Source organism: Amycolatopsis sp. VS8301801F10, assembly GCF_046195355.1.
Taxonomy (GTDB): domain Bacteria; phylum Actinomycetota; class Actinomycetes; order Mycobacteriales; family Pseudonocardiaceae; genus Amycolatopsis.
The window spans coordinates 2,189,940-2,216,475 of the sequence record NZ_CP176065.1 but is presented as its reverse complement, the minus strand read 5'-3'; the positions used below and the strand labels follow the sequence as shown (position 1 = coordinate 2,216,475).

At 70.0% G+C, this 26,536-nt stretch carries 24 protein-coding genes; 12 read left to right on the top strand and 12 right to left on the bottom strand.

What is annotated here, in order from left to right; genetic code table 11:
- Position 1: 1 nt before the first annotated feature.
- Positions 2-646, bottom strand: coding sequence for a response regulator (locus tag F9C11_RS10730; protein WP_409184713.1), 645 nt, complete (start codon positions 644-646; stop codon positions 2-4).
- Positions 637-1,764 (bottom strand): histidine kinase, encoded by a 1,128-nt coding sequence (locus tag F9C11_RS10725; protein WP_409184712.1) that lies wholly within the window; start codon positions 1,762-1,764, stop codon positions 637-639. Before F9C11_RS10725 ends, F9C11_RS10730 begins: the two co-directional genes overlap by 10 nt.
- Positions 1,765-2,212: 448 nt before the next feature.
- Between F9C11_RS10725 and F9C11_RS10720 the strand changes: the two genes are divergently transcribed.
- Entirely contained in the window at positions 2,213-2,854 is a 642-nt protein-coding gene (locus F9C11_RS10720; RefSeq protein ID WP_409184711.1) for a DedA family protein, read from the top strand.
- 132 nt (positions 2,855-2,986) lie between these two features.
- Positions 2,987-3,748, top strand: a complete 762-nt coding sequence (locus F9C11_RS10715; protein WP_409184710.1) for a DUF4253 domain-containing protein — start codon at positions 2,987-2,989, stop codon at positions 3,746-3,748.
- Positions 3,749-4,711: 963 nt separating this feature from the next.
- Here the strand turns inward: F9C11_RS10715 and F9C11_RS10710 are convergent.
- On the bottom strand, positions 4,712-5,290 hold the full coding sequence (locus tag F9C11_RS10710; RefSeq protein ID WP_409184709.1) for a TetR/AcrR family transcriptional regulator: 579 nt from the start codon (positions 5,288-5,290) through the stop codon (positions 4,712-4,714).
- An 83-nt stretch (positions 5,291-5,373) separates the two neighbouring features.
- On the opposite strand from F9C11_RS10710, the gene F9C11_RS10705 reads away from it, so the two are divergent.
- Both F9C11_RS10705 and F9C11_RS10700 read left to right on the top strand, forming a co-directional pair.
- Complete coding sequence (locus tag F9C11_RS10705) at positions 5,374-6,255, top strand: SDR family oxidoreductase (RefSeq protein ID WP_409184708.1); 882 nt, start codon at positions 5,374-5,376, stop codon at positions 6,253-6,255.
- 201 nt (positions 6,256-6,456) lie between these two features.
- Complete coding sequence (locus tag F9C11_RS10700; RefSeq protein ID WP_409184707.1) at positions 6,457-7,308, top strand: DUF72 domain-containing protein; 852 nt, start codon at positions 6,457-6,459, stop codon at positions 7,306-7,308.
- Between the two features lie 671 nt (positions 7,309-7,979).
- On the opposite strand, the gene F9C11_RS10695 is transcribed toward F9C11_RS10700, so the two are convergent.
- Positions 7,980-10,766, bottom strand: coding sequence for a BTAD domain-containing putative transcriptional regulator (locus F9C11_RS10695; protein WP_409184706.1), 2,787 nt, complete (start codon positions 10,764-10,766; stop codon positions 7,980-7,982).
- Between the two features lie 67 nt (positions 10,767-10,833).
- Between F9C11_RS10695 and F9C11_RS10690 the strand changes: the two genes are divergently transcribed.
- Positions 10,834-11,772 carry an o-succinylbenzoate synthase gene (locus tag F9C11_RS10690; protein WP_409184705.1) on the top strand — a complete coding sequence of 313 codons (939 nt, stop codon included), beginning with the start codon at positions 10,834-10,836 and terminating at the stop codon, positions 11,770-11,772.
- Positions 11,773-11,857: 85 nt separating this feature from the next.
- On the top strand, positions 11,858-12,067 hold the full coding sequence (locus tag F9C11_RS10685) for a PspC domain-containing protein (RefSeq protein ID WP_409184704.1): 210 nt from the start codon (positions 11,858-11,860) through the stop codon (positions 12,065-12,067).
- 66 nt (positions 12,068-12,133) lie between these two features.
- On the opposite strand, the gene groL is transcribed toward F9C11_RS10685, so the two are convergent.
- The 4 genes from groL to F9C11_RS10665 all read right to left on the bottom strand — a co-directional run bounded on the left by groL (position 12,134) and on the right by F9C11_RS10665 (position 16,754).
- Positions 12,134-13,762, bottom strand: a complete 1,629-nt coding sequence (gene groL / locus F9C11_RS10680; protein ID WP_037361473.1) for a chaperonin GroEL — start codon at positions 13,760-13,762, stop codon at positions 12,134-12,136.
- 266 nt (positions 13,763-14,028) lie between these two features.
- Positions 14,029-15,762 carry a serine/threonine-protein kinase gene (locus F9C11_RS10675; protein WP_409184703.1) on the bottom strand — a complete coding sequence of 578 codons (1,734 nt, stop codon included), beginning with the start codon at positions 15,760-15,762 and terminating at the stop codon, positions 14,029-14,031.
- Positions 15,763-15,833: 71 nt separating this feature from the next.
- On the bottom strand, positions 15,834-16,037 hold the full coding sequence (locus F9C11_RS10670; protein ID WP_009083993.1) for a cold-shock protein: 204 nt from the start codon (positions 16,035-16,037) through the stop codon (positions 15,834-15,836).
- 105 nt (positions 16,038-16,142) lie between these two features.
- Positions 16,143-16,754 carry an AIM24 family protein gene (locus tag F9C11_RS10665; protein ID WP_409184702.1) on the bottom strand — a complete coding sequence of 204 codons (612 nt, stop codon included), beginning with the start codon at positions 16,752-16,754 and terminating at the stop codon, positions 16,143-16,145.
- A 134-nt stretch (positions 16,755-16,888) separates the two neighbouring features.
- Between F9C11_RS10665 and glp the strand changes: the two genes are divergently transcribed.
- Positions 16,889-18,082 (top strand): gephyrin-like molybdotransferase Glp, encoded by a 1,194-nt coding sequence (glp, locus tag F9C11_RS10660; protein WP_409184701.1) that lies wholly within the window; start codon positions 16,889-16,891, stop codon positions 18,080-18,082.
- Here the strand turns inward: glp and F9C11_RS10655 are convergent.
- Both F9C11_RS10655 and F9C11_RS10650 read right to left on the bottom strand, forming a co-directional pair.
- The gene (locus F9C11_RS10655; RefSeq protein ID WP_409184700.1) at positions 18,079-19,311 is read right to left on the bottom strand and encodes an MFS transporter; all 1,233 of its coding nucleotides are present in this window, start codon (positions 19,309-19,311) and stop codon (positions 18,079-18,081) included. The genes glp and F9C11_RS10655 overlap by 4 nt on opposite strands.
- Entirely contained in the window at positions 19,308-19,853 is a 546-nt protein-coding gene (locus tag F9C11_RS10650) for an ArsR/SmtB family transcription factor (RefSeq protein WP_409184699.1), read from the bottom strand. Before F9C11_RS10650 ends, F9C11_RS10655 begins: the two co-directional genes overlap by 4 nt.
- Positions 19,854-19,914: 61 nt before the next feature.
- Between F9C11_RS10650 and F9C11_RS10645 the strand changes: the two genes are divergently transcribed.
- On the top strand, positions 19,915-20,205 hold the full coding sequence (locus tag F9C11_RS10645) for a GlsB/YeaQ/YmgE family stress response membrane protein (protein ID WP_409184698.1): 291 nt from the start codon (positions 19,915-19,917) through the stop codon (positions 20,203-20,205).
- A 39-nt stretch (positions 20,206-20,244) separates the two neighbouring features.
- Here F9C11_RS10645 and F9C11_RS10640 read toward each other — a convergent pair whose 3' ends face one another.
- Entirely contained in the window at positions 20,245-20,421 is a 177-nt protein-coding gene (locus tag F9C11_RS10640) for a hypothetical protein (RefSeq protein ID WP_409184697.1), read from the bottom strand.
- Positions 20,422-20,646: 225 nt separating this feature from the next.
- Between F9C11_RS10640 and F9C11_RS10635 the strand changes: the two genes are divergently transcribed.
- Entirely contained in the window at positions 20,647-21,360 is a 714-nt protein-coding gene (locus tag F9C11_RS10635; protein ID WP_409184696.1) for a phosphatidylserine decarboxylase, read from the top strand.
- A 2-nt stretch (positions 21,361-21,362) separates the two neighbouring features.
- Positions 21,363-22,331 carry a CDP-diacylglycerol--serine O-phosphatidyltransferase gene (gene pssA, locus F9C11_RS10630; protein WP_067579721.1) on the top strand — a complete coding sequence of 323 codons (969 nt, stop codon included), beginning with the start codon at positions 21,363-21,365 and terminating at the stop codon, positions 22,329-22,331.
- Here the strand turns inward: pssA and F9C11_RS10625 are convergent.
- Positions 22,328-22,969, bottom strand: a complete 642-nt coding sequence (locus F9C11_RS10625) for a TetR/AcrR family transcriptional regulator (RefSeq protein WP_409184695.1) — start codon at positions 22,967-22,969, stop codon at positions 22,328-22,330. The genes pssA and F9C11_RS10625 overlap by 4 nt on opposite strands.
- Before the next feature lie 85 nt (positions 22,970-23,054).
- On the opposite strand from F9C11_RS10625, the gene F9C11_RS10620 reads away from it, so the two are divergent.
- Positions 23,055-23,666, top strand: coding sequence for a nitroreductase family protein (locus tag F9C11_RS10620; RefSeq protein ID WP_409184694.1), 612 nt, complete (start codon positions 23,055-23,057; stop codon positions 23,664-23,666).
- A gap of 144 nt (positions 23,667-23,810) precedes the next feature.
- Positions 23,811-26,099 (top strand): AAA family ATPase, encoded by a 2,289-nt coding sequence (locus F9C11_RS10615; protein ID WP_409184693.1) that lies wholly within the window; start codon positions 23,811-23,813, stop codon positions 26,097-26,099.
- The last annotated feature ends 437 nt before the right edge of the window (positions 26,100-26,536 follow it).

Here is a 26,536-nt window from a genome sequence, read left to right as displayed (position 1 = left end):
ATTACGAACCGAGGTAGCGGAGAACGGCCAGCACGCGGCGGCTGTAACCTTTTGTTTGCGGCAGGTCGAGCTTGTCGAAGATCGCGTTCGCGTGCTTCTCCACGGCGCTCTGCGAAACGTACAGCAGCGTCGCGATGCTCACGTTCGTGTGGCCCTGCGCCATTTTCTCCAGCACGTCGCGCTCGCGCGGGGTCAGCCGGGCGAGCGCGTCCTCGTGCGACGTGCGGGCGACCAGCCTGCGCACCACCTCCGGATCGAAAGCCGCTCCGCCGGCCGCGACCCGGTCCAGCGCGTCGAGGAAGTCGCCGACCTGCGCGACCCGGTCCTTGAGCAGGTAGCCGACGCGTCCGCCGTCGCCGCCGATCAGCTTGGCCGCGTAGCGTTTCTCGACATATTGAGACAGCACGAGCACGCCGGTGCCCGGCCAGCGTTCGCGGATTTCCAGGGCGGCACGCAGCCCTTCGTCGGTGTGGGTCGGCGGCATGCGAACGTCGGTGACGACCACGTCCGGCTGATATTCGGCGGTCGCTGCGAGAAGTTCCTCTCCATCGCCGACCGCGGCGACCACGTCGTGTCCTTCCTCCGCCAACAGCCGTACGAGACCTTCCCGGAGCAGCGTCGCGTCCTCGGCCAGGATCACTCGCACGGCAGGGTCACCCGCACTATGGTTGGCCCATTTTCGGGACTCTGTACGGAGAATTCGCCGTCCATCGCCGCTACTCGCCTTGCCAGTCCGGATAATCCACCGCTCGATCCTATTCGTGCGCCGCCGCAACCGTCGTCAGTGATCTCCGCTACCAGCTTGGTTTCTTCCCGGCGGACAGCAATCGTGACCTTATTGGCGTTGGCATGTTTGGCGGCATTGGTAACGGACTCGGACACCACGAAGTAGACCACAGTCGCCAACTCCGGCGAGGGCTCATCGAGCGCGTAACGAAGGTCGACTGGGATCGTCGCGCGCTCAGCCAAAGACTCCAGCGCAGCCTCAAGACCGCTTTCGTCTAGCGCGATCGGATACACGCGCCAGCTCACTTCTCTTAGCTCGCGCAACGCTTCCTGCGATTCTTCGTGCGCTTGACGGACTAGCTCAGCCGCCCTTTGCGGATCATCCGCCCGACGCGCCCGACCGAGGAGAATCCCCAACGCGACCAGCCTTTGCTGCACCCCGTCATGAAGATCCCGCTCGATGCGACGCCGTTCGCCGTTGACCGCCTCGACCACTTCGCTCCGCGTGGTCGCCAACTCGGATACCCGGCGCCGCAACAGTTCTTGACCGCTGGGACCGAAAAACCGCCGCGCCAGCCGACGATCGAGCGCGGCGACCCCGATCAGTCCTTGTCCACAAAGGAATACCGCAATCGCGCCAAGGCCGAGCACCGGGAGCCAGTCCAGCGGTGCCCCTTCTCCCGCCCCACCAGGAGCCTGCCCGGTGACCAGCTGGACGAAGTAGATCGCCGCGGCCACGACGCCCGCGCCGACGCACACCCACACTCCCAGCGCGAGAAGCCCGGTCAAGCTGCGCGGAACGAGATATTGCAGAGCGCGGCGACCGTCGTAATCGTCGCCGTTCCGAGCGTCGAAGAACCGCCGCAGCCGAGCACGTTCGACTTCGGCGAGCCTGCGCGCTCCGCGGAACACACGCGGCCGCGCCGCGGGTACGGCGAGGAGCGGCGCGGCGAGTACTACGTACGGCAACTCGACGAGCGCCATCAACGCCCCCAGGCCGATACCTGCTGTGCGCCGCAGCACTCGCGATCTGTTCACGTCGTTCAGGCTAGCCAGACCGGCGGGGGCGGAGTACTGCGGTTTTCCGCATTTCTCCAGGCGAGCAGTTGCAATGCGGCATCTTGACTTCCCCCTCCGCGGCCCCGCTCACCCCGCCACCTTCGCCATGCGGGCACGCAATGGTGCGGGTTCCGGCAACTCCCGCCGCAACGGCATCCCGCAACGCAACACCTGATCCAGCCGCGCCCACCCCACCGTGGTGTTCCGCATTTCTCCAGGTGAGCAATGCCATGCTGCGGCTTGGATTTCCCTCTCCGCGACCTCGCCCATCCAGCCACCTTCGCCAGCCGGGCACGCCACGGTGCGGGTTCCCCGCCACCAACCCCACTGCGGCTTTCCGCATTTCTCCGGGTGGCCGACCGCAATGTGTTGCGCCCCTTGGGTTTCTACCTTCGACCACGTTGCTTCCGTCGAGAAAGGACCCCTCGTGAACCTCATGCTCGCCGCCCCCGCCGAACCCCTCACCGGACTGGCCGGATGGGCCGTCGGACTGATGGACTCGCTCGGCGGCGTCGGCGCCGCGATCGTCGTCGGCCTGGACAATCTGTTCCCGCCGATTCCCAGCGAACTCGTCCTCCCGCTGGCCGGATTCTCCGCGAGCCGCGGCACGTTCAGCCTGGCCGGCGCCCTGTTCTGGACGACCCTCGGTTCGCTGGCCGGCGCCGTGCTCGTCTACTGGCTGGGCGCACTGCTCGGCCGCGAGCGCTGCCGGACCCTGCTCAGCCGCCTGCCGCTGATGGACGCCGCCGACTTCGACCGCACCGAGGCGTGGTTCGCCCGGCACGGCGGGAAGGCGGTGTTCCTCGGCCGGATGGTGCCGATCTTCCGCAGCCTGATCTCGCTGCCGGCGGGCGTGGAACGCATGCCGTTCGGCCGGTTCCTGCTGCTCACGACGGCGGGCAGCCTGCTGTGGAACACCGCGTTCGTCGTGGCCGGATACCTGCTCGGGGAGAGCTGGTCGCTGGTGGACCGGTACGCGTCGGTGTTCCAGTACGTCGTGCTCGCCGCGGTGGCGCTCGCGGTCGGCGTGTTCGTCACGGTCCGGGTGCGCCGAGCCGCCCGGCGCTGATTTTTCTTCCCCTCGACCTGGGGTTCTCTCAGGTTCACTCGAACGGATGAGCGAGTGGCGCCCTGGAAATTGTCGGTGGTTCGAACTACTGTTCGATATGCAGGCACCGAACACCAGTTCGAGGGGAAGCTCATGACGATCGCACCGTTCCGCCCCGGCGTCGGGGCACCGCCGGTCCAGACCTTGCCGCCAGGGCGCTGGCACGGGCGCATCTGGGTGTCGGAGGAGCCGCTCACGCGGCCGCAGCGGTACCTGAGCTGTGTCGCGGAGTTCGAGCGGTCGGGGCTGTGGCCCGTGCTGATCCCGCCCGACCAGCGCTTCTCCGCCCGCGGCGAAGACTGGCTGGACGACCGCGGCCGCCTCGCCCCCGCCGGCCACCGCGTCGGCAACGCCGACCCCGCCGAAGTACTGGCCCGCTGGTGGGACGGTTCCTGCTGCGACGGAGCCTGCCTGCGCCCGTTCGGCACCCGCTTCCCCGGGTTGGCGAAACGCTCGCACCGCCGCTCCGACCCACTGGCCGAAGCGGGCAACACCGGCTCGATCCTGGCCGCCCGCACCCCGCACCGGCTGGGCCTGGTGCAGGCCGACCGCCCCGCCGACGTCCCGGCCCTCATCGGCTGGACGGGCATGATCAAGTCGACAGACCAGGTCGCGGAACTGTCCGCGGTCCTGCGCAGCTGGGAAGACCGCTTCGGCGCGACCCTGGTGACGCTGGGCTTCGATTCCCTGGAGTTGTCGGTCTCCGCCCCACCCCGAACCCACGCCAGGGCCCTGACCGTGGCGGCCGAGCACCGAGCCTTCAGCCTCCCGACGTACCTCACCCAGCCAGGAAACCTGCGCGAGTACGCGACCTCATTGGTACAGAGCCGGAGGTGGCGATTCTCCTGGGCGTGAAACAGTGAGAAGGTCCGGCCTGCGAGGCCGAAGACGACACAAGCTCCGCCGCGGCCGCAACGCTTCTAGCAGCCTCCCCCGACCCGGCAGAGCCTGGCGAAGCTGGCGAGCCCGACGACTACGGCGGCGCTAACGAGCACGGCAGCGCTGACGGATTCATCGGGCTCAACGGAGCAGGCGAATTCCCCGAACCGAGCGAAGCTGACGGCCTTCCCCCCAGCCTGACGACATCTGGCAGCGCCGCCAGATTCGTCGGACTCAACGGAGCGGGCGAATCCCCCGAACCGAGCGAAGCCGCCAGCCACCTCCCACCATGACGACCTCTGACAGCGCCAGCAGATTCGTGGACCGAACCGAGCCAGGACGATCGGGGCCAGACCGAGCCAAGCCAGCCGGGGCCGAGCCGGGCCAGGCGAGCCGGGCCAAGGCGGGCCGGGCCAAGGCGGGCCGGGCAAGCGAGCTAGGCCGGGCCAAGCCGGAGCGAGGTGGGCGGGACCAAGCCGAGCCGAGCCGAGCGGCCAAGCCGGGCCGAGCCAAGCCAGCCGGGCCAAGCCGGGCGAGCCGGGCCGAGGCGGACCGGCAAGCCGAGCTAGGCCGTCCCAAGCCGGAGCGAGATCGGCGGGGCGGGGCAGGGCAAGCCGAGCGTGACCAAGCCGAGCCGGGCCGAGCCAAGTCAGGCCGGGCCGGGCTGGGCTGGGCCGGGCTGGGCTGGGCTGGGCCGGGCTGACCTGGGACGAGCCAGGCTGGCAGGCACGGCGGCACTGCCAGCTCCGTAGAGCCGGAAGGCCCAGCCAGCGATCCGGCGCTGCCCCATGAGCCAAGCCCGCCCCAGGGACATCGGGCAAACCTCCGCAGCTTGGCCGATTCACCGCAGCCCAACGCCGCGAACACAGCAAAGCGCGATAGCACCCGCCTCCACACCAAGCCCTAACCCGCCAGCAAACAGGCCCCCCAACCCGCCCGTCACTCCAATGTCGCAGCCGCCGCACGCAGATCCCGCAGTGCGGCCACCGCGTACTGCGCAAGGCCTCCCGCACTGTCCCGCTCAGCTTCGGACCATTGCGCATAACCCCGTTTGAACGCGAGAACCCCCAGCTCAGCCGCGAGGTGCGCCACCGCGTCGGGTACCCCGCGGGCGACCAGCGCGGCCGACATCGCCGCCGCGAGGCCGACGTTCTTCAGCGCGTCCCGTTCCTGCAGCTCGGTACTGGCCGCCACCGCGGCCTTCAGGCGCGGGCCCAGCTCCCGGTTCGCCGGCCCCATCGCCCCGGAGGCGCGTTCGAGACCGGCCGCGACCGCCTCCAGCGGGCTGGCTTCCGAAGGGGCCTCGGCGATCCCCTCGGCGAGCAGCCGGCTGAGCGTCTCCTGGCCAGCGACCAGCAACTCCCGCTTGTCGGAGAAGTGCCGGAAGAACGTGCTCTTGGTGACACCCGCCCGCTCGGCGATCTGCGCGACGGTGGTGGCGTCGTACCCCTGCTCGGTGAACAGGTCGACCGCCGCCACGACAAGACGCTGAGTCGTCTCCGGTTGCCAGCGCGCCATGGGCTCATCCTAGGTGACGGGACAAGAGTCCCATCACTGTGTAGGGTGACGGGACAAAGGTCTCATCACTCAGGGAGAGTCCCATGCAGGTTTTCGTCACCGGCGGCACGGGCACCATCGGCTCCGCGGTCGTGGCCGAGCTGCTCGCCAGCGGGCACACCGTTCTCGCGCTGGCCCGTTCGGACAAGTCCGCGCAAGCCCTCACCGACGCCGGTGCCCAGGTGCTGCGCGGTCAACTCGCCGACCTCGACGTCCTGCGGACCGGTGCCGCTCAGTCGGACGGCGTGATCAGCCTGGCGTTCGGCAGCGACTACAGCACCGAGGAAGCGCTTGCCCGGTCGATCGCCGAAGAAAGCGCCGCCATGGCCACGCTGGGAGAAGCACTCGCCGGCAGCGACCGTCCGCTCGTCACTGTCTCGGGTACGCCATGGGTCGCCGGCCGCGCCGCCACTGAGGACGATCCGCTGCCGACCGACGGACCAGTCGGCGGACGCGCCCGCTCGGTTAACGCACTCCTCGCGATGGCCTCGCGCGGCGTACGCACCACGGCGGTCCGCATGCCGCGCACGGTTCACAACGAAGGCAAAGGCGGATTCGCCGGACTGCTCACCGAGCAGGCCCGCCGCACCGGCGTAGTCGGCTACCCCGGCGACGGCACCCAACGCTGGCCGGCCGTGCACGCCCTCGACGCGGCAGTGTTGTTCCGCCTGGCACTCGAATCGGCACCAGCCGGAACGGCCTGGCACGCCGTGGCCGACGAGGGCGACGCGGTTCGCGACATCGCAGCCGTCATCGGCCGACGCCTCGGCCTGCCGGTCGAATCCGTGCCACCGGAGAACTTCGGCCCGTTCGGCCCCATCTTCGCCATGGACCAGCCCGCCACCAGCGTCCGCACCCGCGAAGCCCTCGGCTGGCAGCCCACCCATCCGAACCTGCTCGAGGACCTGGAGCACCTCCAACCGTAAACCGCACCGCTGACCAGCCTTCCCTTGTCAGCCAAGGGTTTCGTGCTCACCACCGCAGGTCTAAACCAGCGACCAGCTACCTGAGACTCCCGTCCCTCAACCTAGGACATCTGTCCCAATAGTTAGCCCAACTGTCCCGAAAATGCCCGTCCGGACGGGTTTCGCAACCGTCCGGATGGGAACCCCGGACAGCGAAAGGCGGTGAGGGAGATCGGCCAGATCCGAGTGGGCACGTCCGGCTGGCGATACCCGCCGTGGCGCGGCGCGTTCTACCCCTCCGGCCTGCCGCAACGGCGCGAACTCGAGTACCTCTCCCGCCAGATGAACGCCGTCGAACTCAACGGGTCCTTCTACTCGCTCCAACGACCGGAGCGATACCTCGGCTGGCACGCCGAAACCCCGCCCGGATTCGTGTTCGCGGTCAAGGGCGGCAGGTTCATCACTCATCTCAAACAACTGCGCGACGTCGAAACCGCGCTCGCCAACTTCTACGCCTCCGGCGTCCTCGCACTCGCCGACAAACTGGGCCCGTTCCTCTGGCAACTCCCCCCGCGGCTGGCCTTCGACCCGGACCGGGTCGCCACGTTTCTCGGCCAGCTCCCCCGCACCACCCGCGAGGCAGCCGCCCTCGGGGCTAAGCACGACGACAAGCTCAAGTCCGCCGCGTTTCTGAAACCGGGCCCCGACCGCCCAATCCGGCACGCCCTCGAAGTACGCCACGAGAGCTTCACCACCCCCGAAGCACTGGACCTGCTCAAGAAACACCGGATAGCCCTGGTCACCTCGGACGCCGCCGCGCCCTGGCCGTACCGGGAGGACCAGACCACTGACTTCAGCTACGTCCGCCTGCACGGCTCGGAAGAGCTCTACACCAGCGATTACTCCGATTCCGCCCTGCGCGATTGGGCCGCGAAGATCACCGAATGGCACGACGGCGGCCGCCGAGACGTGCACGTCTACTTCGACAACGACAGCAAAGTCGCGGCCCCGCGCAACGCCGTCACGCTGACCCGCTTGCTCGACCTCCCCGTCGAACCCGCCCCGGCACAGTGAGCGAACAGTGAGCGCCCTCAGGTTGGGTGGTGGCACGGGCCGCCGGTGGTCTACGTGCTGCCGCTGGGGGTCGGCACGCGGACCACCGCGCCCCGCTGACCTCAGGTGACCAGCAGGAAACGCCCCGCCAAACGGCCGAAGTCGCTTTCCCGCCGCCGGGTGGTCCAACCAATCCCGCTCCGCCGCGGTGCAACATCCCACACCAGCCGCCGACTGCGCTCGCCTCGGTCCGGAGCAGAGTGGACCAGCACAGCCCAGTCAGGACTCCGGCACCCCGCCCACCGCTCCCTGGTCCGCATCCGGATGAACCAGTCTCGCCAAGTACGAGACCGCACCCTGCCAACCGCTCCGAGTCGCCTCGGCGCAGCAGTGCTCTCGCACGCGGAGCCCGCAGCCGCGCGACGATGCGGAAGCGCGGACAGCACGGCAGTGCCGCAGCGCGGCAGTGCGGCGGCGTTGCGGTGCTGTCGCACGGCGTCGCGGCAGTGCGGCCTCGCAGCCTGGCGACGAACAGCCTCGAGTCGGTGCGCTGCCGCAATACCGCGGCATCGCGGCTGTGCGGAGTTGCGTCGACGCGGCAGTGCGCGACCATAGTCTCACAGCAGACGGTCACGCAAAAACAGCAGCATCGCCAACTCGCAACCACCGCCGCATCAAGCCAGCGCTCGAACCTACCCCCGCACCAACCCTGCCAACTGCGCCCGCACCCGTTCCGCGTCCGGGTGATCCAATCGGGTCAGCAAGCGGACCGCGCGGAGCCAGCAGTCTCGGGCGGCTGCCGTGCGGCCGTAGCGGAGGTGGGCGGTGCCCAGTTCCGACAGGACGTCCGCGGCCTCATACTCCTCGTCCATCGCGAAGAACATGTCCACCGCTTCGGACAGGCACTCGATTCCCTCCACGTGCCGTCCCAAGCCGAGCAGTGCTCGGGCTCTCGCGGCCAGCGAGAAGCGGCCTTGCGGGAGGTCGTCGGGCGGGACCAGGGCCAGCGCCTCGTCCGCGAGCGACAGCGCCTGCGGGTAATCTCCCATCATCGCGCACAAATCACCCAAGGCGCGCAAAACGTTCGCCTCCACCGAGGTGAAACCCAGTTCCCTCGTGATTTCCAGCGACCGCAGGCCATGCCGGTAAGCCTCCGGGAAATCTTCGATGCCCTGCGCGGTCATCGCCAGGTTGTAGCGCGCCCGAGCCTCCCCGGGCAGCGAACCCAATTCCAGCTGCACAGCCAGTGCCTGCTCCAGATATTCGCGCGCCAGCACGTAATTTCGGGCGACTCCCTCGATCACGCCCAGTCCATTGAGGATCGCCGCTTCGCCGTGCCGTTCACCGGAATTCCGCGCTGCCCGCAGGCCGATCTCGAAGACGTACCGCCATTCGTCGACCCTTGCCCGGCCAGCAAAATAGGTGAACAGCGACCACGCCAGACGCCAGCATTGTGCGTATCGTCCGATTCGGAACGACCACTGGATCACCGAGAGCAGGTTTCCGTGTTCCTCGATGAACCACGCCAGCGCCTGGTGGAAGTCCGAAAACTCTAGCGCGCCATCAGACGGGATCGGGCCGATTTCGTCCATCAGCTGGTTCGGACGCATCGCCAAACCCGCGTTTCGTGCCGACGCGATGCACCAGTCGAGCAGGCGCGCGCTGGCTGCGGTGCGTTCGGCGGCGTCGTCTTCTTGCTCCGACAATTCCTTCGCATAGTCGCGAATCAGGTCGTGGAACTGGTACCGGCCCGGCTTCGGCTGGATGAGCAGGTGCGTCGAAACGAGGGTGTCGAGAGCGCCGCGAGTCTCCTTTTCGGACCGTCCGTTGAGCGCGACTGCCATGCCCAGCGACAAATCCGGTCCGACCGACAGCGCCAGCAGCCGCAGCAGTCGCGCCGCCGCTGGGCACAAAACCCGGTAGGAATAAGAGAAAACTGTGCGGATATTGGTCTCGTCGCCGTCGCCGAGATCGAACGTGCTCAACCGGCCGGCGTCCGAGGGCAGCGCCGCGACGAACTCGTCCAGCGGCAACTTCGGGAACTGCGCGGCGCGCACGGCGAGGATCCGGATCGCCAGCGGCAGGCCGCCGCAGTACTGCACAAACCGGTCGGCCGCGCTGGGATCCTCGTGCACCCGTTCGACGCCGATGGCCGACGCCAGCAGTTCCACCGCCTCTTCACTGTCCAATTCAGACAGTGCGATCCGCCGGGCGCCGTGGGTCGCGACCAGCCCGCGCAGCTGCCAGCGGCTCGTCACCACGACCAGACATCCCGGACCAGGCAGCAAATACCGCACTTGTTCGGTGCTGTTCGCGTTGTCCAGCACGACCAACAGCCGCCGGCCGGTGGTGTACGTGCGCCAGGTCGCGGCGCGTTCGTCCAAACCGGACGGGATGCGGTCGGCGGGGACGCCCAGCGCGGTGAGCATCGTTTCCAGCGCGGCGAGCGGAGGCACCGGTGCGCCGGGGCCGTAGCCGCGCAAGTCCAGAAACACTTGCCCGCCGGTGAAACGGTCGGCGATCTGGTGTGCGAAGTGGACGGACAGGGTGGTTTTCCCTTGTCCGCCCATGCCTTCCACCGAGGCGATCGGCGTGGAGGTGCCGTCGTCGAGGGCTTCCGGAAGCAATGCCCGCAGGGCTTTCAAATCCGCTGCACGACCAGCGAAAGCGCCTAGATCAGCCGGAAGCTGGTGCGGGATATGGGGTTCCAGGGGAGTACGGAACCGCGTGCCTTCGTCGCCGCCCAAGACGAGTCGGTGCGCGCGCTGCAGTCCGGCACCGGGATCCAAGCCCAGTTCCTCGGCGAGCAGTCCGCTGATCCGCCGGTACACGTCCAGCGCCTCGGCCTGCCGTCCGGAGCGGAGCAGCGCGTACATCAGCTGCTCATGCGGGCGTTCCCGCAGCGGATGTTCGCGCGTCAACTGCTCCAGCTCGGGCACGACCGTCTCGTATTCGCCGACTGTCAACAGCGTCTCGGCCCACTGCTCCCGGACCCGCGTGCGTTCCTCGGCGAGCTGCCCGACCTCGTCCCGGTGCAGCGCGTCCGACTCCACGTTCTGCAGCGCCGAACCCCGCCACTGGCTCAGCGCGTCCTCGAAATAGCCCGCCGCCCGCCGGTGCTCGCCTCGTTCCGCCGCGCTGCGGCCCCGCGCCGCGAACTGGCGGAATCGACCGAGGTCCACCGCGTTCTCGTCGACTTCCAACAGGTAGCCACCGCGTTCGGTGCGGATCGCCGCGCCGTCGCCGAGCGCCCGGCGCAGCCGCAGGACGTACGTCTGCAGCGCGCCCTTGGACCGGCGCTGGTCGTCGCCCCACAGCCAGTGGCTGAGCACGTCGACCGACACCAGCCGGTTGGCCCGCAGCAGCAGTCCGGCGAGCACGATCAGCGGGCGGCTGCCGCCCAGCGGCACCGCCTGATCCCCGGCCAGCACCTCGGCCGGGCCGAGCACCCGGAAGTCGAGGCCGTCCACACGTTCCATTGTGGCGTTGAGACGGCCCCCGCGGCACCTCGGTTCCGCCGCCGCGGCGATGGCATGATCGGCAGTCATGCAGGTTTACGCGCTCCCGCTGCACACTCGGTTCCGCGACATCACCGTCCGTGAAGGACTTTTGCTCCGCGGTGCCGCCGGCTGGGGCGAGTTCTGCCCGTTCGCGGACTATTCGGACACCGAGAGCGTCCCCTGGCTCGCCGCCGCGCTCGAAGCGAGCGAAGAAGGCTGGCCCGAGCCGGTCCGGGACCGCATCGAGGTGAACACGACTGTCCCCATCGTGTTGCCCGAACGCGCCTACGAACTGGTCCGCGCGTCCGGCTGCCGCACGGCGAAGGTCAAGGTCGCCGACAAACGCGCGACGCTCGCCGAGGACTGCGCGCGCATCGAGGCGGTCCGCGACGCGCTGGGTCCGTCCGGCGCGATCCGCGTCGACGCCAACATGGCTTGGGACGTCGACACCGCCGTGCACGCCCTGGCGGAACTGGACCGCGCGGCCGGTGGACTGGAGTACGCCGAACAGCCGTGCCCGACCATCGACGACCTCGCTGCCGTCCGCCGCCGGGTGTCGGTGCGGATCGCGGCCGACGAGTCGATCCGCCGCGCGGAGGATCCGCTGAAGGTCGCCGTCGCCGGGGCCGCCGACATCGCCGTGCTCAAGGTCGCGCCGCTCGGCGGAGTGCGGCGTGCGCTGGAAGTCGCGGAGGCGTGCGGGCTGCCGTGCGTGGTGTCCTCAGCGGTCGAGACGAGCGTCGGACTGGCCGCCGGGCTGGCCCTCGCCGGAGCGTTGCCGGAGCTGGATTTCGCGTGCGGACTCGGCACGATGTCGTTGCTGCGCGGCGATGTCTGCACCACCACACTGTCCCCTGTGGACGGTTATCTGCCGGTCCCGCGACAGGCGCCGGAGCCCGACGCCTTCGCCGAGTTCGCCGCCTCCCCCGAGGTCGAAGCGGCGTGGCTGGGCCGGTTCGAGCGGGTCCGGAAGATCAGCGGGTAAGGGAGACTTCAGGGTCGCGGCCCCGGGGCTTTCTCCGGGGCGATCCCGGATGTGCGGGGCGCCGCGGTCGCGGAGTATTGCTGGCATGACGGACACCACGCAGGCCGCACCGGCCAAGAAGATCTTCCGCAGCCGCTCCGACCGCATGCTCACCGGCGTGTGCGGCGGATGGGCCAACTACCTCAACGTCGACCCCTCGATGGTGCGCATCGCCGCGGTCGCCGGAGCCGTGCTCTCGGCAGGCGTGATCCTCCCGGTCTACGCCGCCGCTGCCGTCCTGACCCCGGAAGACTGAGCCGGGAACGGGCGAAGCCCGGCCCACCGCGAGGGTGAACCGGGCTTCGCCGGAAAGCAGCCGAACTCAGAAGTCCATGCCACCCATGCCGCCGGACGGGTCGGCCGGAGCGGCAGCAGCCTTCTCCGGCTTGTCCGCGACGACAGCCTCGGTGGTCAGGAACAGCGCCGCGATGGAAGCGGCGTTCTGCAGCGCGGAGCGGGTGACCTTCGTCGGGTCCGGCACGCCGGCCGCGAGCAGGTCCTCGTACTCGCCGGTGGCGGCGTTCAGGCCGTGGCCCTGCGGCAGGCCCTTGACCTTCTCCGCCACGACGCCGCCCTCGAGACCGGCGTTGATCGCGATCTGCTTGAGCGGAGCCTCGACGGCCACCTTGACGATGTTGGCGCCAGTCGCCTCGTCGCCCTCGAGCTTCAGGCCCGCGAACGCGGCCTCGGCGGCCTGGATCAGGGCCACGCCACCGCCGGCGACGATGCCCTCTTCCACGGCGGCCTTGGCGTTGCGCACCGCGTCCTCGATGCGGTGCTTGCGCTCCTTCAGCTCGACCTCGGTCGCGGCGCCGGCCTTGATGACGGCCACGCCGCCGGCCAGCTTCGCGAGCCGCTCCTGCAGCTTCTCGCGGTCGTAGTCCGAGTCGGAGTTCTCGATCTCCGCGCGGATCTGGTTGACGCGACCCTGGATCTGGTCGGCGTCGCCAGCGCCCTCGACGATGGTGGTCTCGTCCCGGGTGATGACGGCCTTGCGGGCGCGGCCCAGCAGCGACAGGTCCGCGTTCTCCAGCTTGAGGCCGACGTCCTCGGAGATGACCTGGCCGCCGGTCAGGATCGCGATGTCCTGCAGGATCGCCTTGCGGCGGTCGCCGAAGCCCGGGGCCTTGACGGCGACGGACTTGAAGGTGCCGCGGATCTTGTTGACGACCAGGGTCGCCAGGGCTTCGCCCTCGACGTCCTCGGCGATGATCAGGAGCGGCTTGCCGGACTGGATGACCTTCTCCAGCAGCGGCAGGACGTCCTTGACGTTGGAGATCTTGGAACCGAAGAGCAGGACGTACGGGTCCTCCAGCTCGGCTTCCTGGCGCTCCGGGTCGGTCACGAAGTAACCGGACACGTAGCCCTTGTCGAAGCGCATGCCCTCGGTGAGCTCCAGCTCGAGCCCGAAGGTGTTGCTCTCCTCGACGGTGACGACGCCTTCCTTGCCGACCTTGTCCAGCGCCTCGGCGATCAGCTCGCCGATGGTGCGGTCAGCGGCCGAGATCGAGGCGGTAGCAGCGATCTGCTCCTTGGTCTCGATCTGGACGGCGGCCTTGTGCAGCTGCTCGGTGATGGCCTCGACAGCCGCCTCGATGCCGCGCTTCAGCGAGATCGGGTCGGCGCCGGCCGCGACGTTGCGCAGGCCCTCGCGCACGAGCGCCTGGGCGAGCACGGTGGCGGTGGTGGTGCCGTCGCCCGCGACGTCGTCGGTCTTCTTGGCAACTTCCTTGACGAGCTCGGCCCCGATCTTCTCCCACGGGTCCTCGAGCTCGATCTCCTTGGCGATGGAGACACCGTCGTTGGTGATCGTCGGCGCGCCCCACTTCTTTTCGAGCACGACGTTCCGGCCCCGCGGGCCGAGGGTCACCTTGACGGCTTCGGCGAGGGTGTTCAAGCCGCGCTCAAGACCGCGGCGGGCGTCCTCGTCGAACGCGATCAGTTTGGCCATTGCGGTGTGGTCCTCCGGTATTGGGCGCCACCGCCGCGCTGTCTCCAGCGGCGGCAGCAGGACACGTCCTCGGCCAGGCTCGGTGCCCGCGACGGACGACTGACCGGTGGGTCAGCCTCACCGTCCCGACCTTCAGGCAGGCGGTCGGTGACCGCTCGCCTAGCACTCGACGGCGTCGAGTGCCAATGCCGTGTTTAGCACTCTCCGGGGTCGAGTGCAAGGAGCGCAGGTCAGGCTTGGTGCCGCGGTGGACCAGGTCTACCCGGTCAGTGGCTCGGCTGGATGTGGATCGACGACGGCGGCGGGCGCAGCGACGACGGACCGGCCGACTTCGAGCCGCCCGGACCGACCGGGATGTTGGGAGCCGAGGACGCCGGAGCGGTGCCGCCGCTGCCGTTGTCGTCGCCGCCGAAGAGGAAGATCGCGCCGACGACGAGCCCGGCCGCGACGAGCACTCCCAGCGCGATCCACAGCCACTTCAGGCCGCCGCTCTTGGACTGCTTTTCGAACGCGCCCGCGCCGCCCGCGGGGGACGGCGGGCGCAGCCGCATCGGGTCGCCGAAGGCCTGCTGGTTCGGGTGGCCCTGCTGGTTCGGCTGACCGGGGTAGCCGGGCTGGTTCGGGTAGCCGCCGTAGCCGGGCGGGGGGCCTTGCGGTGCTTGCTGGGCGGGGCCGGGCTGTCCGGGCTGACCCGGGTAGCCGTAGCCGGGCGGGGGGCCCGCCGGTGGCTGGCTCGAGTAGCCCTGCTGACCTTGCTGCTGGCCTGGCTGGCCGGGCTGCGGCTGGCCGGGGTGTCCGGGCTGCTGCTGGCCGGGCTGGCCGGGGTGTGCTGGATAACCGGCCGGGGGCTGGTTGCCGTAACCGGCGGGACCGCCGTAGCCGCCCTGGCCGGGGTAGCCCGCTTGGCTGGGTTGCGGAGCACCCCAGGCGCCGGGAGCGCCCTGGCCGCTGGGTGCACCCGCGCCAGGTCCTGCTCCGGGGCCCTGCTGCCCGCCCGGTCCGCCGGGACCGCCCTGCCCAGCCGGTCCGCCGGCACCGGGCGCACCCGATCCGGGGCCGCCCGATCCGGGACCGCCAGCGCCGCCAGGTCCTTGCTGCATGCCCGCCTCCGGAAGTCCGTTCGGCCGGGCGGGGCCCGGCGGGGTGTCCGAGGTCGCGAGGGGGCCGAGCGCGACCCTGGCCGCAGCGATCATCGCGACGCAGTTCGGGTACCGGTCGTTCGGGTTCTTCGCCATGCCCTTGCGGATGACGTCGTCCAGGGCGGCCGGGAGCGCGACCACGCTCGCCACCGACGGCGGTTCCCCGCCGAGGTGGCCCTTGATGACGGTGGGGACGTCGCCGCGGAACGGCGGGTTGCCGGTCAGGCAGGCGAACAGCACGCAGGTGAGGGCGTACTGGTCGGTGCGGCCGTCGAGCGGCTCGCCGCGCAGGTGTTCCGGCGCGGCATACGTGGGCGAGCCGAGGAAGTCGCCGCCTCGGGTGCGGTGGCCGGTGGCGCCGCGGCGGGTCAGGCCGAAGTCGGCGACGTAGACGTGCTCGCGGGACGTCTCGCGGCTGGTGACGAGGACGTTGGCCGGTTTGACGTCGAGGTGCACGAGGCCGTGGTTGTGCAGCGTGTCGAGGGCGTCGGCGACCTGGTCGAGCAGGCTGAGCGCGCGCGCCGGGCTGATCGGGCCCGCGGACATCAGGCCGGCGAGGTCGCCGCCGTCGACCATCCGCATGGCGATGTAGAGCATGCCGTCGAGCTCGCCGAAGTCGTACAGCGGGACGACGTTGGCGTGGTCGATCGCGGAGGTGTTGCGTGCCTCGTCGACGAACCGTTCGCGGAACTCGGCGTCGGCGCCGAGGTGGTCACCGATGACCTTCAGCGCCACCTTGCGGCCGAGCCGCGTGTCCGTGGCCTGATAGGTCACGCTCATGCCGCCCTTGCCGAGCACCGAGTCGATGCGGTAGTGGCCCAGCTGGCGACCGGTGAGGTCCCCCGACACGTCGCCTGTCACGCAGCGCAGCTTAACGCGCCGGTATCGGCTGCCACTGCCGGTTCGCCCAACCGGTCAGCGGACCTGCCTCGCTAGACCTTGCGGACGTCCGCGGCCTGGCTTCGGCCGTCGCGGCCGGACTGGACTTCGAACTCCACCCGGTCGCCCTCGTCGAGGGTGCGGAATCCGTCGGCCTGGATGGCCGAATAGTGGACGAAGACGTCCGGACCTTCGGGGGATTCGATGAACCCGTAGCCCTTTTCCGAGTTGAACCACTTGACGGTGCCGACTGCCACGGCGCCCTCCCTCGGGACAAGAATCCGCTGTCCATCAGCGTGCGAAGTGGAGTTCACGCTACCGGAATCAGCGCTCCCGGCAATGGGGTAATCGGCAGAATCCCCTTACGCCCGCGATACTCGCCGGTTGCGCGATTGGACGAGCACGGTTCCCGGTCCGGCGAAATCGAGGACGAGTCCTTCGCCCGTGCGCAGCGATTGCGGACCGCTCGGGTCGAGCGCGCGCAACCGGCATTGCACCGTGTCGGGATAGGCGAGGAGATAGTCCGGGCGCACCGTCACGATCTCGCCGCGGCCGAGGTCGAACGAGTCCACCGGACCGGGCGCGGTGAGCAGCAGCGGGCCGCGGCCGCTGTAGTGCTCGAGGAACCCGGAATCGGCGCCGAACAACTGCTGCAGCGGGGCCCAGTTCTGGTCGACGCGGACCGTGCCCGGCCGGGCGAGGACGCCTTCGCGGTGCACCGACCAGCCGGTGGACCCGGTGAGTTCGAGGGGGTAGACGTCGCCGGGGCCGAGCGGGGCCAGGTCGACCCAGCCGCCCTCGGCAGGCGCGGTGAACACCGAAGGGCCGCTCTTGCGGCCGCGGCTCTGGTTCGTCTCGGCCACGTTGAAGCTGCTGGCCAGCAACGACTCCGCGGCGGCCTGCACGGCTTCGCCGGGGGCGAGCAGCACGCGGGCGACGCCGAATCCCGGCGTGTGCCTGGTGTGGACGCGCATGTCAGCGGGGCGTCGCGAGCGCGGCGCGCCCGGGCTGGTTGCGGACCAGAAACTGCATCAGAACTCTCCCCGTACTCCCCGGCTTGTGCCGGGAGAGTGTTGCACGACGGGCAGCAAGAGGGAGGATGGTCCGCGTGATCTCTGTCGACGCCTACCGCGAGACCGTGACCGAACTGCTCGGCCGCGCACCCGTCCGTGCTGTTCCGGTCACCGATGCCGCCGGGCTCGTCCTGGCCCGCGACGTGCTCGCCGGGGTGGCGCTGCCGCCGTTCGACAACTCCGCGATGGACGGGTACGCCGTGCGCGCCGCGGACGTCGCCGAGGCGCCGGTGACGCTGCCCGTCGCCGACGACATCCCGGCCGGGCGGGTCGACGTGAAACCGCTCGAACCGGGTACCGCTCAGCGGATCATGACCGGCGCGCCGCTGCCGCCGGGCGCGGACGCGATCGTGATGGTCGAGGACACCGACCGCGGCACCGCGGAAGTCCGGATCTCCCGTGCCGCTTCGGTCGGCAACCACATCCGCCGGACCGGCGAGGACGTGACGCAGGGGACCGTCGCGTTGCACGCGGGCACCGTGCTGAGCCACGCACACCTCGGCCTCGCCGCGGCGGTCGGCCAGGCGGAACTGGAGGTGTACCGGCCGCTGTCGGTGCTGGTCGTGTCGACCGGCACGGAGCTGGTGGAAGCCCCGAACCCGTTGCAGCACGGGCAAATCTACGAATCGAACAGCGTGATGCTGGCGGCGGCGCTGCGGGAACTCGGCTGCCAGGTCGAGGTCGTGCGCAGCGTGGTCGACGACGTGGAGGAATTCCGCGGGATCATCGAGCCGCGCCTGGAATCGGCGGACCTGCTGATCACGTCGGGCGGGGTGTCGGCAGGCGCGTACGAGGTGGTGAAGGACGCGCTGACCGGACAGGGCGTGGAATTCCGGAAAATCGCGATGCAACCGGGCGGACCGCAGGGATGCGGCCGGTGGAACGGCGTGCCAGTGGTGACGCTGCCGGGAAATCCGGTGAGTGTGCTGGTGTCGTTCGAGGCCTTCCTGCGCCCAGCGGTGCTGTCCGCGATGGGCCACACGGACGTCGACCGGCGACGGGTGCGGGCGCGGCTGACGGAGGACATGCCCTCCCCTGCTGGGCGGCGGCAGTTTCGGCGGGGGTTCTTCACGCCGGTGCTCGGCGAGGTGACCGGGGTGGTCGGGCCGCGAGGGGGGCCGGGGTCGCATTTGCTGGCGGCGTTCACGCAGGCGAATTGCCTGATTGTGTTGCCGGAGGAGGTTTCGGAGGTTTCGGAGGGGGATGAGGTCGAGGTGCTGCTGCTTTAGTTCGGGCTGGGTGATTTCGCGAGCTCGGCTTGGGGAAAGTCCCGCTCCCGTCGCAAAGACCCCAGCAGCAGCACCCCCAGTGAAGCCAGCTGAACGCCCACCATCGCGAACATCGCCACCCGCGCCCCGGCCGCTTGGCCGAGTGCCCCGCCCGCCAAGGCACCCAACGGGATCGTGCCGTAGTTGACCATCGACGAGCTCGCGCTGATCCGTCCGTAGAGATGGCGCGGGCAATACCGCTGCCGAAAGGTCGCGCCCAGCACATTCGACCCCACCACTCCCGCCGCGATGCCGGCTCCGGCGAGGACAAACAGCGTCAGACCCCACCCCGGCCGGGCGAGCGGGCCGAGCAGCATCGCAGGTACCACCAGTGCCTCACACCACAGGAAACCCCACGCCGTGCCGGTCCGTCGGGCGACTCGGCTCACCAGCGTCGCGCCTAGCACCCCGCCTGCCTCGCCTAGGGCGAGCACAAGTCCGACGGCCACCGGGCCCTGGCCCAAATCGTCGACCAGGAAGACCACGGCCACCGCATAAAAGCCGTTCAGGGCAAGGTTCGCGACCCCGCCCGACAGGACCAGGACCCGCAGATAAGAGTCCCGCGCCACGATGCGCATTCCTTCGGCGATTTCGGTACGCAACCGAGTTCGCGGACGCGGAGGCGGCTCGTCCGCGCGCAGGAAACCCAGGCACAGCGTGGAAAACCCGAAGCTCAACGCATCCACGAGCACACCGCTGACCGGCCCGGACGCTGAAGCCAGCAGCCCGGCCAAACCCGGACCGCCCACTTGTGCCGCGGATTCCGCGCCCTGGAGCCGGACGTTGGCTCCCAACAAGTCCGCATCGTCCACAACGGACGGGAGGAAAGCCCGATAAGCGAGGGAAAAGAAGACTTTGGCGAACCCGCCGACCAAAGCCGAGACCAAGAGCAGCGCAAAGGAAAGAAACCCGAAGGCCCACGAAACAGGCACAGCAAGGAAAGCCGCCATCTGGATGACGTCGCAAACCAGCATCACCCGCCGCTTGGGCCACCGGTCGACCCAAGCGCCCGCTGGCAAACCGACGGCAAGCCAGGGGATCCAAGCCGCCGCAGTAAGTGAAGCAACCTCGAACGTCGAGGCGTGCAGCACCAGCAAGGCCACCAACGGAACCGACGCACTGGCCACCGCGCTGCCGACCGTGCTTACGGTCTGCCCAGTCCAGAAGAGACGGAACGCGACACCCCTCACGGCTGCGCTCTGAAACCACGCCCAAACACGAAAACCGGCTCCCGTTCCGTCGAAGGATCCGCTGCCGCTTTAGCCCCGAACTCCTCGAACAGCGCGAAAATCCGATCGTTCAGCTCCGCCAATTCCGCAGGCGTCAACCGCATCCACGCATCAGAGGAGAACCACGCATCGCGCCATTCCGCCGGAGCCGTCTCCATTTCCGAAAGCCAGCCCCGCGACAACGTCATCTGCCGATCGAGGCTCACCGTCTCCGCGACCTCCGCCACCGGATCTCCGGCGAAGTCCGAAGTGGCCCACGACAACGTGCCCGAAGGACGCCTCCACCAGCGCTCCCGCCGGTCCCGCGCCAGCTCCGGCGCTTCGACCACCAGGCCGGCCCCGGAAAGCACCTTCAGGTGGTGGCTCACATTGCCCACCGCCTGCCCGGTTTTCTCCGCGAGCACCGACGCGGTGGCCGGGCCGTCGAGCTTCAGCACGTCCAGCAGACGGCGGCGCAGCGGATGCGACATCGCGGCCAGGACCTGGAAATCGCGGACCTCCATAATGCACAAGAGTAGTTGTACAATACCTCTTGTGCAATAGCCCGCAGGTATCCTCGCGGGCATGGGCATCATCCTGTGGATCGTCTTCGGCGCGCTGGTCGGCTGGATCGCGAACCTCGTGGTCGGCGGCCGGGAGCGGCAGCGGCAGGGCTGCCTCGTCAGCGTGCTGGTCGGCGTGGTCGGGGCGGCGCTCGGCGGCTTCATCTACCGGCTGGCGACCGGTGAGCAGCAACACTTCGAGTTCGACTTCCCGAGCTTCGGCGTCGCCATCCTCGGCGCGATCGTGCTGCTGCTCGTGCTGCGGCTGGTCAGCGCCGCCACCTCGGGCCGGCGCGATCGTGACCGTTGGTAACGGTTTCCCGACGATCTGTCAGAACACCCGGGCGGCGGGCTAAACTGATCCGTTCCGCACCCGGGTGCGTGCTTCGTCGGGGGACGCATGCACCCGGGCCGCGTCCCGCACGAGCCGGACGGCGTGCGCGGGGTCGACGAGCTGGGGAATGGGCGTCGAAAGGACATCCCGGCGCCAGGCGCGCAACAGCCGCGCGAGCAGATCGGGTACCGCCATCGTCTCCCTCGCCAGGTCGGCTCGGGCACCGGTCCCGAGCGGCGTCAACTACCCGGTGTTATCGGATTGTTCGACGCGTCGTTACCGGTTTGTGGTCGCGCCCACCCGCGCCGCGACAACCCTTACGACCAGGGCCTGCCGGGTCCGCCGCAGGCGGGCGGTAGCGTGGGGAAGCCCAAATCGGACCCTTACACCGACCGAGACGAACAGCGGGGAACTCGACCCATGAGCGGCCAGCCCACCGGTAACCCCCTCGCGCACGCTGTCCAGCTGGCCCGCGAGACGTTCCCGCCGATGCACCCGGCGGGACGGCCGTTTCTCCTCGGCGGCCTCGCCGCGACCTTCGTGCTGCGCCGGTTCTCCAAGCGGCTCGGCGTGGCCGGCGCGCTCGCCACCGCGGGCATGACGGCGTTCTTCCGCGAGCCGAAGCGCGTGCCCCCGGCGCGGGACAACGTCGCGATCTCGGCCGCCGACGGCACCGTCTCGCTCATCGAGGAAGCGGTCCCGCCCGCCGAACTCGGCCTTCCCGCCGAACCGCGGATGCGGGTGAGCGTGTTCCTGTCGGTCTACGACGTGCACGTCCAGCGCGTCCCGGCGACCGGCGTGATCTCGAAGGTGGCGTACAAGCCGGGCAAGTTCCTTTCCGCGGACCTCGACAAGGCGAGCGAGGTCAACGAGCGCAACTCGCTGGTGCTGCACACCGCCGACGGCCACGAGCTCGTCGTCGTGCAGATCGCCGGTCTGGTCGCGCGCCGCATCCGGTGCGACGTCCGCGAGGGCGACAAGGTGTCCGCGGGCGAGACCTACGGCATCATCCGCTTCGGCTCGCGCGTCGACACTTACCTGCCGCCGGGAAGCAAGGTCGTGGTGGCCAAGGGCCAGCGCACCGTCGGCGGCGAAACCGTGCTCGCCGAACTTCCTGCGCAGGGAGAAAGCTGACCATGGTCCGCGTGACCACCCCGGGCGTCCGGCTGCTGCCGAACGCGATCACCGTGCTCGCGCTCTGCGCCGGACTCTCCTCGGTGCAGTTCGCCCTCACCGGCAACTACGCGATGGCGATCGGCTCGATCGGCATCGCCGCCGTCCTCGACAGCCTCGACGGCCGGATCGCCCGGCTGCTCGACGCGACGTCCAAAATGGGCGCCGAACTCGACTCGCTGTCCGACGGCATCTCCTTCGGCGTCGCGCCCGCGCTGGTGCTCTACGTCTGGCAGGCGCACGGCGACCGCATCGGCTGGGTCGCGTCGCTGATTTTCGCGGTCTGCATGATCCTGCGGCTGGCCCGCTTCAACACGCTGCTCGACGACACCGACCAGCCGCCGTACGCCGCCGAGTTCTTCGTCGGCGTGCCCGCGCCGGCCGGCGGGCTGGTCGCGCTGCTTCCGCTGATCGCCACGCTGCAGTGGGGCGAGGGCTGGTGGTCCGAGCAGTACGTGGTGCTGGTGTGGACCATCGCGGTCGCCGCGCTGCTGATCAGCCGCATCCCGACGCTGTCGCTGAAGACCGTCAAGGCCCCGGCGAAGGCGATCGCGCCGCTGCTGGTGGGCGTCGGCCTGCTGGCGGCCGCGATCATCGTCTTCCCACTGGCCGCGCTGGCGGTCGCGCTGGTGCTGTACCTGCTGCACATCCCGTACTCGGTCTACCGGCACCGCTGGCTCGCCGCGCACCCGGAGGCCTGGGAAGTGCCGCCGCGCGAACGCCGGGCGATCCGCCGGGCCCGCAGCCACCGCCGGCTCCGCTTGCGCCCCGCCTCGGGCCGGGTCGCCGGTGCGGCGATGCGCGCGGTGCGGCGGACGAACTCCGACCTGGTGCGGAGCCGGAATCTGCGCGAGCGGGACCACAGCTCGGCCACGTCCGGGCCCACCCAGCGGCGGCGCAGCTGGCGCCGGATCGGCATCCGGCGCCGCTAGTTTTCCGCCTTTCCCAGCGCGGACACGAAGAGGTCCAGCTGCGTCTCGAAATCCTGTCGGCAGTCCGCGCCGGTCAGCACCGGCAGCAGGCGGTGCAGGTTCGGTGTTTCGCTGGGCGTCGCCATGCGCCGGAACCAGTCGTCGACCGGCTCCGGTCGGTCTAGCGGCGCCCCGGCCAGCCCGGTCTCTTCGGTGAGCGCGGCACCGAACGCGAGACCGGTCAGAGAGCGGTACGCGCGCACGGTTCCGACGTCGTCCAGCCCGGCGTCCAGCAAGGCGCCGAGCATGCTGTCGATCACCTTCAACGCCCCCGGCGAACGCGGGTTGGCCTCCTCCGCGACCAGGGTTCGCAGCACCGCCGGATGGCGCCGGAACTGCGCGTAAAGCCCCTCGACCAGGCCGCGGATCCGGACGTCCCACGGCGTGGCCGGGTCGGGCACCGGGACCGCCTCGAAGATCCGGGCCACGAGACCGTCCAGCAGATCGCCCTTGTTCCGCACGTGGTTGTAGAGGGACATCGCCTCCACGCCCAGCTCCGCGGCGAGCTTGCGCATCGACAGAGCCGCCACGCCGTGCTGGTCGACGAAAGCGAGCGCCGCGTCGAGCACCTTTTCGCGCGTCAGGGTTTCCCGGGCCATCCCGCCAGCTTACGGCGTAAGTCCTCGACAGCCGCCGTACTTACACCGTACGCTTACGCTGTAAGTACAGCCTGGGAGGTCCACAGTGGATGCCGTCACCTTGCTCACCACCACTCGCTCCGTCCGGCGGAAGCTCGATCTGGAGCGGTCGGTCTCGAAGACCGTGCTCGAGGACTGCCTGCGGATCGCGCAGCAAGCCCCGGCCGCCGGTTCTCTTCTCGCCGCGCAGCGCTGGGTCGTCGTACTTGATCCCGCGGTACGCAAGGAAATCGCCGCGATCACCCGTGAAGCCGCGGAGGATGCGTGGCGGAAATACGAACACCTCGTTGACCGCCGGATGGCAACCTCGGCGCGGTACCTAGTGGAGCGCCTCGACCAGGTGCCCGCGCTCGTGCTGCCGTGCATGCCGGGACCGGTGCCGACGGGCACCGCCGAGCTTTCCGCGTACTACGGTTCGATCTACCCAGCGATCTGGAGCTTCCAGCTGGCTCTGCGCACGCACGGGTTGGCCAGTTCGCTGTGCAGCTACCACCTCGGCGGCCGGGAGGCGGATGTCGCGCGGCTCCTCGGCATTCCGGACGACGTCGCGCAGATCGGCCTGCTCGCGGTGGCGTATTCGACCCAGCAGGAGTTCTCCCCCGCCGCTCGCCCGGAGGTGGACGAAATCCTCTCCTTCGACAGCTGGGAGAAGCCGTAATTCAGGCGCCGAACACCGCGCCGCTACGTGGAGTCCGACGCGCCCGAGGAGTTCGTCGCCGCGATCCGCGACTGGTCCGCGACGCACTAGGCACGGTCCTCGCGTTCGCGCATAACCACCCGCGAATTCATTAGGGTGAGCAGCGTGAGCGATCCGCAGATCACCCTGACCGTCCGGCACACGCCGTCCGCGCTGGACGCGCGGCGGGGAGTTGTCCGGCTGCACCCGGAAGTGCTCGACGCGCTCGGCCTGCGGGCCTGGGACGCCGTGCACCTCACCGGCGCGCGGCGCAGTGCCGCGTTGGCCGCGCCCGCCTCCGAGGAGGCGACGCCGGGGGTCGTGTTGACCGATGACGTCACCATGTCGAACCTCGGCGTCGCGGAGGGCGGCGAGGTCGTGGTCTCGCCAGCGGAGGTCACCGCTGCCCGCACGGTCACCGTGTCCGGGTCTCGGCTGGCGTCGGTTTCGGTGTCGCCGCAGACGTTGCGGCTCGCGCTCACCGGCAAGGTGCTGACCCGCGGCGACGCGGTTTCCCTGCTGCCGCAAGACCTCGCGCCCGCGCCGGGATCGGACGTCGCCGCGGTGCGCGGGCAGTTGTCCCGCGTGATCGGGGCGACTTGGACCAACGAACTGCTGACCGTCACGGCGACGGAACCGGCCGGCGTAGTCGTCGTCGGACCGTCCACTGTGGTCAGCTGGCGCGACGGCGCCCGCACTGGCACGCCGACCGGCGAGCCGCCGACGCGCACCGCGACCGCGCTCGTCCGCACCACCGCCGTCACCGCGGCCGAGGACTACCTCGACGCGGAGATCGTCGAAGAGGTCGTCACCGAGGCCCGCGAGGAAGGCCTGGACGAGCCGGTGCCGGTCGCCGATCTGGTCGGGGCCGAGAGCGCGGCGCGCAAGCTGGCGGAATGGTTCGACCTGGCGTTCCACCGGCCCGAGCTGCTGGCGAAACTGGGCACTTCGGCGCATCTGGGCGTGCTGTTGTCCGGACCGGAAGGGGTCGGCAAGGCGACGCTGGTGCGGTCGGTCGCCGCGGCGGAGAAGGTGCGCGTGGTGTCGGTGACCGCGCCGAATATCGCGGTGCTGGAACCGAATGCGGCACACCGTTCGCTGCGCGAGGCCATCGAGCGGGCCGCGGACGGCGACGGTCCGGGCGTGCTGTTGATCAACGACATCGACGCGCTGCTCCCGGCCACTCAGCCGCCGCCGGTGGCCACCGTGGTGCTGGAAGAACTGCGCGCCGCACTGCGCCGGGACGGGCTGGCCGTGGTGGCCACGACCGCGCGAGCCGAGTCGGTGGACCCGCGGCTGCGCGGCGCCGACCTGCTCGACCGGGAGCTGGGACTGCCGTTGCCGGAGGCGAAAACGCGCGTCGAACTGCTGCGGATCCTGCTCCGCGACGTGCCGGTCGAATCCGGTGCCGACCTGGGCGTGCTCGCCGAACGAACCCCCGGCTTCGTCGCCGCCGACCTGCTCGCCCTGCGCCGGGACGCGGCGTTGCGGGCCGCGCTGCGCCAGCGGGACGCCGACGAACCCAAGATCTCCCAGCAGGACCTGCTCGACGCGCTGGCCACCGTCCGGCCGATCTCGCTGTCCACTTCGGACAATCTGGCCACCGGCGGGCTGACCCTGGACGACGTCGGCAACATGACGTCGGTCAAGGAAGCGCTCACCGAAACCGTGCTGTGGCCGCTGCGCTACCCGGACTCGTTCGCCCGGCTCGGCGTCGAACCGCCGCGCGGCGTGCTGCTGTACGGCCCGCCCGGCGGCGGCAAGACGTTCCTGGTCCGGGCGCTCGCCGGGACCGGGGCGCTGAACGTGTTCGCGATCAAGGGCGCGGAACTGCTGGACAAGTGGGTCGGCGAATCGGAACGCGCGGTCCGCGACCTCTTCCGCCGCGCGGCCGACGCGGCACCCTCGCTGATCTTCCTCGACGAGATCGACGCCCTCGCCCCGCGCCGAGGCCAGTCGTCGGATTCGGGTGTGGCCGACCGCGTGGTCGCCGCGCTGCTCACCGAACTGGACGGCGTCGAACCGATGCGCGAGGTGGTCGTGCTGGGCGCGACGAACCGGCCCGAACTGGTCGACCCGGCCCTCCTGCGCCCCGGCCGGTTGGAGCGGCGAATCTACGTCCCGCCGCCAGACGCGGAATCCCGCGCCGCGATCCTCACCGCGACGGCCAAGCACACCCCACTGGCGTCCGATGTGGACCTCACGGCCACCGCGGAGGCACTGGAGGGCTACTCGGCCGCCGACTGCGCCGCCCTGATCCGCGAGGCAGCACTGACGGCAATGCGCGAATCGCTGGAGGCCCGCGAGGTGACCGCGGCGCACCTGGCCAAGGCCCGCGAGGCAGTGCGACCTTCACTGGACGCGGCACAGCTGGCGACGTTGGAGGCTTACGCGCAGGCGCAGCAGGAACGGTGAGGCCGGTGAGCGCTGGTGCCGGGTATTGGCGGTGCCAGCGCTCGCTGGCGTCACGGTGACTTCCTGTGGTGTGCGGAGTCTGGGAGGTGGTTCGCCTTGGCTGCCGCGCTCGTCGGTGCTCCGTGCCGCACCACGCACCAGGCTGTGCCATATCACCCGGCTACGCTGCATGACCGCTGCGTCCAGCCGCCTGCCATATCGGGCTGCCCGTCCTGCCATACCGCGCCGCCTGGTCTGCCACGGCTAGCCACTCGCGCTGCCATACCGCGGCGTCCGCGCTGCCATACCGAGCCACTCACGCTGCCATACCGCGCCGCCCGACCCCGCCATACCGAGCCCCGCCTTGCCACAGCGAGCCGCCCGCCCTGCCATACCAGGCCGCCCGTCCTGCCATACCAAGCCGGACACCACACCCCACCACCGCGCCGAACGCAGAT